The 6188-nt window shown below is 30.7% G+C and carries 6 protein-coding genes; all 6 read left to right on the forward strand.

What is annotated here, in order from left to right; translation table 11 throughout:
- Positions 1 to 359: 359 nt before the first annotated feature.
- Positions 360 to 1385, forward strand: a complete 1026-nt coding sequence (gene hrcA, locus WBG30_RS00355) for a heat-inducible transcriptional repressor HrcA (RefSeq protein WP_424502656.1) — start codon at positions 360 to 362, stop codon at positions 1383 to 1385.
- Complete coding sequence (gene grpE / locus WBG30_RS00360) at positions 1378 to 1929, forward strand: nucleotide exchange factor GrpE (protein ID WP_424502657.1); 552 nt, start codon at positions 1378 to 1380, stop codon at positions 1927 to 1929. The genes hrcA and grpE overlap by 8 nt, the downstream gene beginning before the upstream one ends.
- An 89-nt stretch (positions 1930 to 2018) precedes the next feature.
- On the forward strand, positions 2019 to 2165 hold the full coding sequence (locus tag WBG30_RS00365) for a hypothetical protein (protein WP_424502658.1): 147 nt from the start codon (positions 2019 to 2021) through the stop codon (positions 2163 to 2165).
- Between the two features lie 73 nt (positions 2166 to 2238).
- Positions 2239 to 4065, forward strand: a complete 1827-nt coding sequence (gene dnaK, locus WBG30_RS00370) for a molecular chaperone DnaK (protein ID WP_424502659.1) — start codon at positions 2239 to 2241, stop codon at positions 4063 to 4065.
- A 122-nt stretch (positions 4066 to 4187) separates the two neighbouring features.
- Positions 4188 to 4619 (forward strand): HEAT repeat domain-containing protein, encoded by a 432-nt coding sequence (locus tag WBG30_RS00375; protein ID WP_424502660.1) that lies wholly within the window; start codon positions 4188 to 4190, stop codon positions 4617 to 4619.
- A 230-nt stretch (positions 4620 to 4849) separates the two neighbouring features.
- Positions 4850 to 6188, forward strand: a 1339-nt coding sequence (locus WBG30_RS00380) for an ATP-dependent nuclease (RefSeq protein WP_424502661.1), incomplete at its 3' end; no start/stop codon positions are given.

The raw sequence follows: 6188 nt of genomic DNA on the forward strand, positions 1-6188 counted from the left end.
GTAGAACTTTGTCATATTAATGACTTTAATTGTGTATATGAGATGGAAGCTTTCAACGGAGATTTGGATATCTATGAGGAAAAGATAGAGGAAGAGTTTGGAGAGTTCTTTGATGAAAAATTTGAAGAAATAGAAGAAATAGAGGAGCAAATAGCTAAAGAAAGTAAATAATAGATATGAGATTAAGAAAGTAGTTTAAATTTAAAAAAAGCTAGTTCCAACGTTTTAGCCACCTAGATGATAGGTGGCTAAAATTTTGATAAAAAGTGTTGACAAAGTTAATAAAGAGGTATATACTCATCATAAGTTAGCAATCTAATCTAATGAGTGCTAACAACTGGCTGATTGGAGTGGTGAAGATGATTACAGACAGAGAAAAGCTAGTGTTAGGAGCAATAATTGACTATTACCTGACTTCAGGTGGGACAATAGGTTCTAGAACATTAGTAAAAAAATATAATATAGAGTATTCATCGGCAACCATTAGAAATGTAATGGCTGATTTGGAAGATTTAGGTTATCTATCAAAGACCCATACCTCATCAGGGAGGATACCTACAGATCTAGGATATAAATTTTATCTTTCGGAACTACTCAAGATAGAAAAATTATCTAGAAAAGAGATGGAAAAAATACATCAAATATATGATGAAAAAATAGGAGAATTTGATGGGATATTGAGAAAGACCTCTAACTTACTATCTAAATTAACATCCTATGCAGGGATAGTACTAGAACCGAGTATAAGTCATGAGACAATAAAAAAGGTTGAATTAGTACATGTGACTGACTATATGGCTATGGCTGTAATAGTCATGGATGATTCTACAGTAAGAACTAGAAAGATACATTTTGAAGAACCTATAGAAGAGCTAGAATTAAAAAAAATATGCATAAAATTGAATGAAAAGTCATCTAAGGGTGAAGTTCAAACCTTTGAGATAGAAGAGTTTGTAAAAGAAAAAGGGAATCCAGTGTTCGATTCTATATCAGATAAAGTATATCAAGATATGGACGGTGAATTTTTTATAAATGGTGCTTCTACTATATTTGAGAATAAGACAGTAGAAGAAGCTAAAGAAGCTTTGGAAATTTTTAATAGACGTAAAGGGCTAGATGAGATTTTTAAAGAGTTAATCAGTACAAGGGAACATAAACAAGGAGAGGTGTATGTAGTATTTGGAGATGAACTAAATATGAAAGCCTTGAAAGATTTTAGCTTTGTATATTCATTTTATAAAAATGGTGAATCACAGGGAATTATAGGAGTAGTAGGGCCTAAAAGGATGGCTTACTCTAAAACTGTAGGCTTGGTAGAATACGTTACTGAAGAAGTTAATAATATGATTAACATAGCACTAAAAAAAGGAGATAGTCATGAGTAAGAAAAAAAAAGTTGAAGAAGAAAAAGTTGAAGAAGTGTTAAAAGAAGAACAAAAAGAAGAAAATCAAGAAAAAGAAAAAGAGGAAACATCAGAAGAAAAAATAGTTAAAATTGAGGCTGAACTTGAAGATTGGAAGGGTGCATATGCTAGAAAAAATGCAGAATTTCAAAATTTTACTAAGAGAAAGCAAAACGAATTAGAAGAATTTAGAAAGTATGCTTCTGAGAAAGTAATCTTAAAAGTCCTAGAAGCTGTAGACAACCTAGAAAGAGGAGTCACGGCATCTGTTGAAACAAAAGATTTTGATTCATTGGTAAAAGGTGTAGAGATGACATTATCTCAAATGCATGGAATAATGAATACAGAAGGTGTAGAACCAATTGAGGCAATAGGGAAAGAATATGATCCGTATTTACATCAAGCTGTAATGACAGAAAATTGTGAAGAAATCGATAATGATCACATAGTAATGGAACTACAAAGAGGATATAAGATGAAGGATAGAGTAATCAGACCTTCAATGGTTAAAGTTTGTAAGAAGTAGGGACTCTTCCTTCCTATGGTTTCTCTTAAATACAAAGAAACCAAAGTATAATTAGGGTCGTAGAAACAATAAGAAAAGGAGATGGTTTTATGCCTCACGGAATGACTTTGGAATTATTGATTAGAAAAAAATTAGGAATGAATAGAGAGGAATTTGCTAAATCTGATTATTATGGTTTTGTATATGGAAGAATAACAGAAAAAGATCGAAATCTATTAATAAAATTATTAAAATAAAAATTAAATTAAATATTATTTGCATAGTATTACACCTTGTAATCTGTGCCAAAAATTTAGGAGGCAAAATAGAATGGGAAAAATAATCGGAATTGACTTAGGAACAACTAACTCATGTGTATCAGTAATGGAAGGTGGAAACTTCACTATAATAACAAATGCAGAGGGAGTAAGAACTACACCTTCAGTTGTAAACGTAAAAGAAAGTGGAGAGATCATAGTAGGAGAAATAGCTAAAAGACAAGCTGTTACAAATCCAGATTCTACAGTAGCATCTATAAAAACTCATATGGGAGAAGCTCATAAAGTAAATATTTACGGAAAAGAGTACGGACCTCAAGAAATTTCATCAATGATATTAAAAAAATTAAAAAAAGATGCAGAAGCATATTTAGGAGAAACAGTAACTGAAGCGGTAATCACAGTTCCTGCATATTTCTCAGATGCACAAAGACAAGCAACTAAAGACGCAGGAGTAATCGCAGGTTTAGATGTAAAAAGAATTATAAATGAACCAACAGCAGCGGCATTAGCTTATGGATTAGAGAAAAAAGAAGAAGAAAAAGTATTAGTATTTGACCTTGGAGGAGGTACATTTGATGTATCTGTTTTAGAGATCGGAGACGGTGTAGTAGAAGTATTATCAACATCTGGAAACAATCATTTAGGTGGAGATAACTTTGATAAAGAAGTTATTAACTGGTTAGAAGTAGAATTCAAAAAAGAAACTGGATTAGATCTATCTAACGATAAGATGGCAGTACAAAGATTAAAAGATGCAGCTGAAAAAGCTAAAAAAGAATTATCTACAATGATGGAAACTCCTATATCATTACCATTTATCACAATGGATGCTACAGGACCAAAACATTTAGAGATGAAATTAACTCGTGCTAAATTCAACGAATTAACTTCTGCTTTAGTAGAAGCTACAAAAGAACCAGTAAGAATAGCTCTTAAAGATGCAGGATTAACTCCTTCAGATATCGATGAGATCTTATTAGTTGGTGGATCTACAAGAATACCAGCAGTACAAGAATGGGTACAATCTTTCTTAGGAAAAGCTCCTAACAAAGGAATCAATCCTGATGAAGTAGTAGCAGCAGGAGCAGCAATTCAAGGTGGAGTATTAATGGGAGACGTTAAAGATATCTTATTATTAGACGTAACTCCATTATCATTAGGAATCGAAACTTTAGGTGGAGTATTCACAAAAATGATAGAAAAAAATACAACTATACCTGTAAAGAAATCACAAGTTTACTCTACAGCTGTAGATAACCAGCCAGCAGTATCTATCAACGTATTCCAAGGTGAAAGATCAAAAGCTGTAGACAACAATAAATTAGGAGACTTCAACTTAGAAGGAATCCCAGCAGCACCAAGAGGAGTTCCTCAAATCGAAGTAACATTTGATATTGACGCAAACGGTATTGTACATGTAAGTGCAAAAGACTTAGGAACTGGAAAAGAAAATAAAGTAACAATTACAGGATCTACTAACCTTTCAGATGAAGAGATCGAAAAAATGAAAAAAGATGCTGAAGCTAACGAAGCTGAAGATAAAAAATTCAAAGAATTAGTAGAAGCTAGAAATAAAGCTGATATGATCATCTCATCTACTGAAAAATCTGTAGAAGAGCATGGAGATAAAGTAACAGAAGAAGAAAAAACGGCTATCAAAGAAGCAGTAGAAGGATTAAAAGCTGTTAAAGATGGAGAAGATAAAGAAGCTATCGACACAGCAATGAAAGCTTTAGAAGAAAAAGCTCATAAATTAGCTGAAGAAATATATAAAGAAGCTCAAGAAAAAGCTCAAGCTGAACAAGGTGGAGCTGCTCAAGGCGGAACTGAAAACAAAGCTGACGAAGATGTAGCAGAAGCAGAAGTAGTAGACTAAGAAAAACTCTTCCTTCCTATGGTTTCTGGAATCAAAAATATAAAATTGATTTTATTTAGAATAAGTTTTAATTTATGAAAAAAGAAACCTAGGAAAAAGGATTAAAAATAGGATGTGGGTTGATGTCGTTAGACAGAATTATTAAAGAAGCAAGCAATAAAAACTGTTGGAAAACAAGATTAATAGCATTAATGAGTTTAAAAGATCATGACTGCCAAAGATCAAAAGATGTAATATTAAGATTAGCTTTACATGACAGAGTAGCTAAAGTTAAAGAAGCTGCTTTTAAAATCGCACAATCTAAAAACTTCACTGTAAAGGGAAAACCAATTAAGTTAGAAAAAACAAATATTGGATATGAAAATAAAGATTTTATAAGAGTATTTTCTAGAATAAGAAAAGAGCAAAAAATGAATGAGTTTGAACTTAAAAGTTTTAAACTTGCACTTTATAAATTAAATCCAGAGATGTGTGATGTTATGTCTGCTAAAAAAGAAAATGAATTTGATGCTTGGATAGAGAAATGTTATAGCTCTCTTCCTAAAGCAAAATAATTTAAGCCATAGGCTTAGGTAATAGAAGGTCAGGGCTAATGCTCTGTCTTTCTTTACTTATATGAAAGAATATAGATTCTCATCTTTTTATGAGATTCTACGAGTATTAAAATGAAGTTTACTTAAAACTTGATTTTAAATGTAGACCCTCGTAGGGAGTAACAAAGTAGAGATCATTAAGGGTTAATTTTTTTTCTCTGTGAGGTTTGTATTTGAAATCGGAGGTTATATTGTATTTATTTGAAAAGATTTTAAATCTTGAAGATTGGGTTAAAAATTATAATAAAAAAGAAATTGAACTATCTAAATTAAATTTATTTATAGGAAGCAATAACTCTGGAAAAAGTAGATTTATTAGGGAAATATTAACAAGAGAAAAAGATAAATATTTATTTGAAAATAAAAATATTATTTCAAGAACAGAAAAATATGAACTTGAGCTAAGGATCCTATTAGAAAGCGAAAAGATTCCTAAAAATGATGGTTATTCTAGAACGCTAGATATAGAAAAAACTAATGGTATCATAAAAGAGTTGAGAAGTATATTTTCAAATAAAAAGTTAGATCTTTGCAGTTCTTTTTTGATAGAACTAACAAAAATTCAAGGAGCATTGTCAAAGATAGAGCAAGGTTTTATGAATGAACGGCAATTTAAAGAACCGTTTGAAAAAATACGACAATTATATGATAAATATTATAAGGAATTCTCTCCAAAATTAGTAAACTTATATGAAGATAAACAATTAAATAAGTTATATATACCTACGTTAAGAGGTCTTAGAACTCTAGAAAAAAACAGGAATCATTATGGTGAGAGAACTAAAAATGATTACTTTGAAAATAATGAAGAGGTTGAAATTTTTACAGGATTAGAATTGTATGACAGGCTTCAAGATATGCTTTTAGGAGAATATGAGGAGCGAGAAAGAGTAAGAAAATTTGAAAAGTTTTTAAGTGAAAACTTTTTTGAAGGAAAATCAGTTTCATTGATTCCTAAGAAAAAAGGTGACGTGATTCATATAAAAATAGGCGAAACTCAGGATTATCCTATTTATGATTTAGGAGATGGAATACAGTCTATAATTATTTTGACTTTTCCGCTTTTTGAAAACGCCGGGAAACAGATGCTTATAGGAATTGAAGAACCTGAAATTTATCTTCACCCGGGAATGCAGAGAAAACTCATGGAAGCTTTATTGGATAAAGAAGGTAAATATGGCTTTGAAAATTTCCAATATTTAATAACAACTCATTCAAATCATTTTTTAGACCTGACACTAGATTATTCAGAAGATATTAAAATATATGAAAGTAAAAAAAATGAAGAGCAAAAATTTGAAATCATAAGAAGAAATGATGAAAATATGTTAGAATTGATGAGAAATATAGGAGTAAGAAATTCTTCGGTTTTCTTGGCTAATTCAACAATATGGATAGAGGGAATAACTGATAGAAAATATTTGAAAAAATATTTTGAAATTTATCAAAAAGATAAAGGGCAAAAGATATATGAAGAGGATAAACATTATTCTTTTATAGAGTATTCAGGTGGAAATATAACACATTGGG

The sequence above is a fragment of the Psychrilyobacter sp. genome, from assembly GCF_049671765.1.
Classification (GTDB): Bacteria; Fusobacteriota; Fusobacteriia; order Fusobacteriales; family Fusobacteriaceae; genus Psychrilyobacter.

Coding starts and splice junctions, on each gene's coding strand:
- dnaK (WP_424502659.1), top strand. CDS start 2,239: ATGGGAAAAATAATCGGAATTGACTTAGGAACAACTAACTCATGTGTA.
- grpE (WP_424502657.1), top strand. CDS start 1,378: ATGAGTAAGAAAAAAAAAGTTGAAGAAGAAAAAGTTGAAGAAGTGTTA.
- WBG30_RS00365 (WP_424502658.1), top strand. CDS start 2,019: ATGCCTCACGGAATGACTTTGGAATTATTGATTAGAAAAAAATTAGGA.
- hrcA (WP_424502656.1), top strand. CDS start 360: ATGATTACAGACAGAGAAAAGCTAGTGTTAGGAGCAATAATTGACTAT.
- WBG30_RS00375 (WP_424502660.1), top strand. CDS start 4,188: ATGTCGTTAGACAGAATTATTAAAGAAGCAAGCAATAAAAACTGTTGG.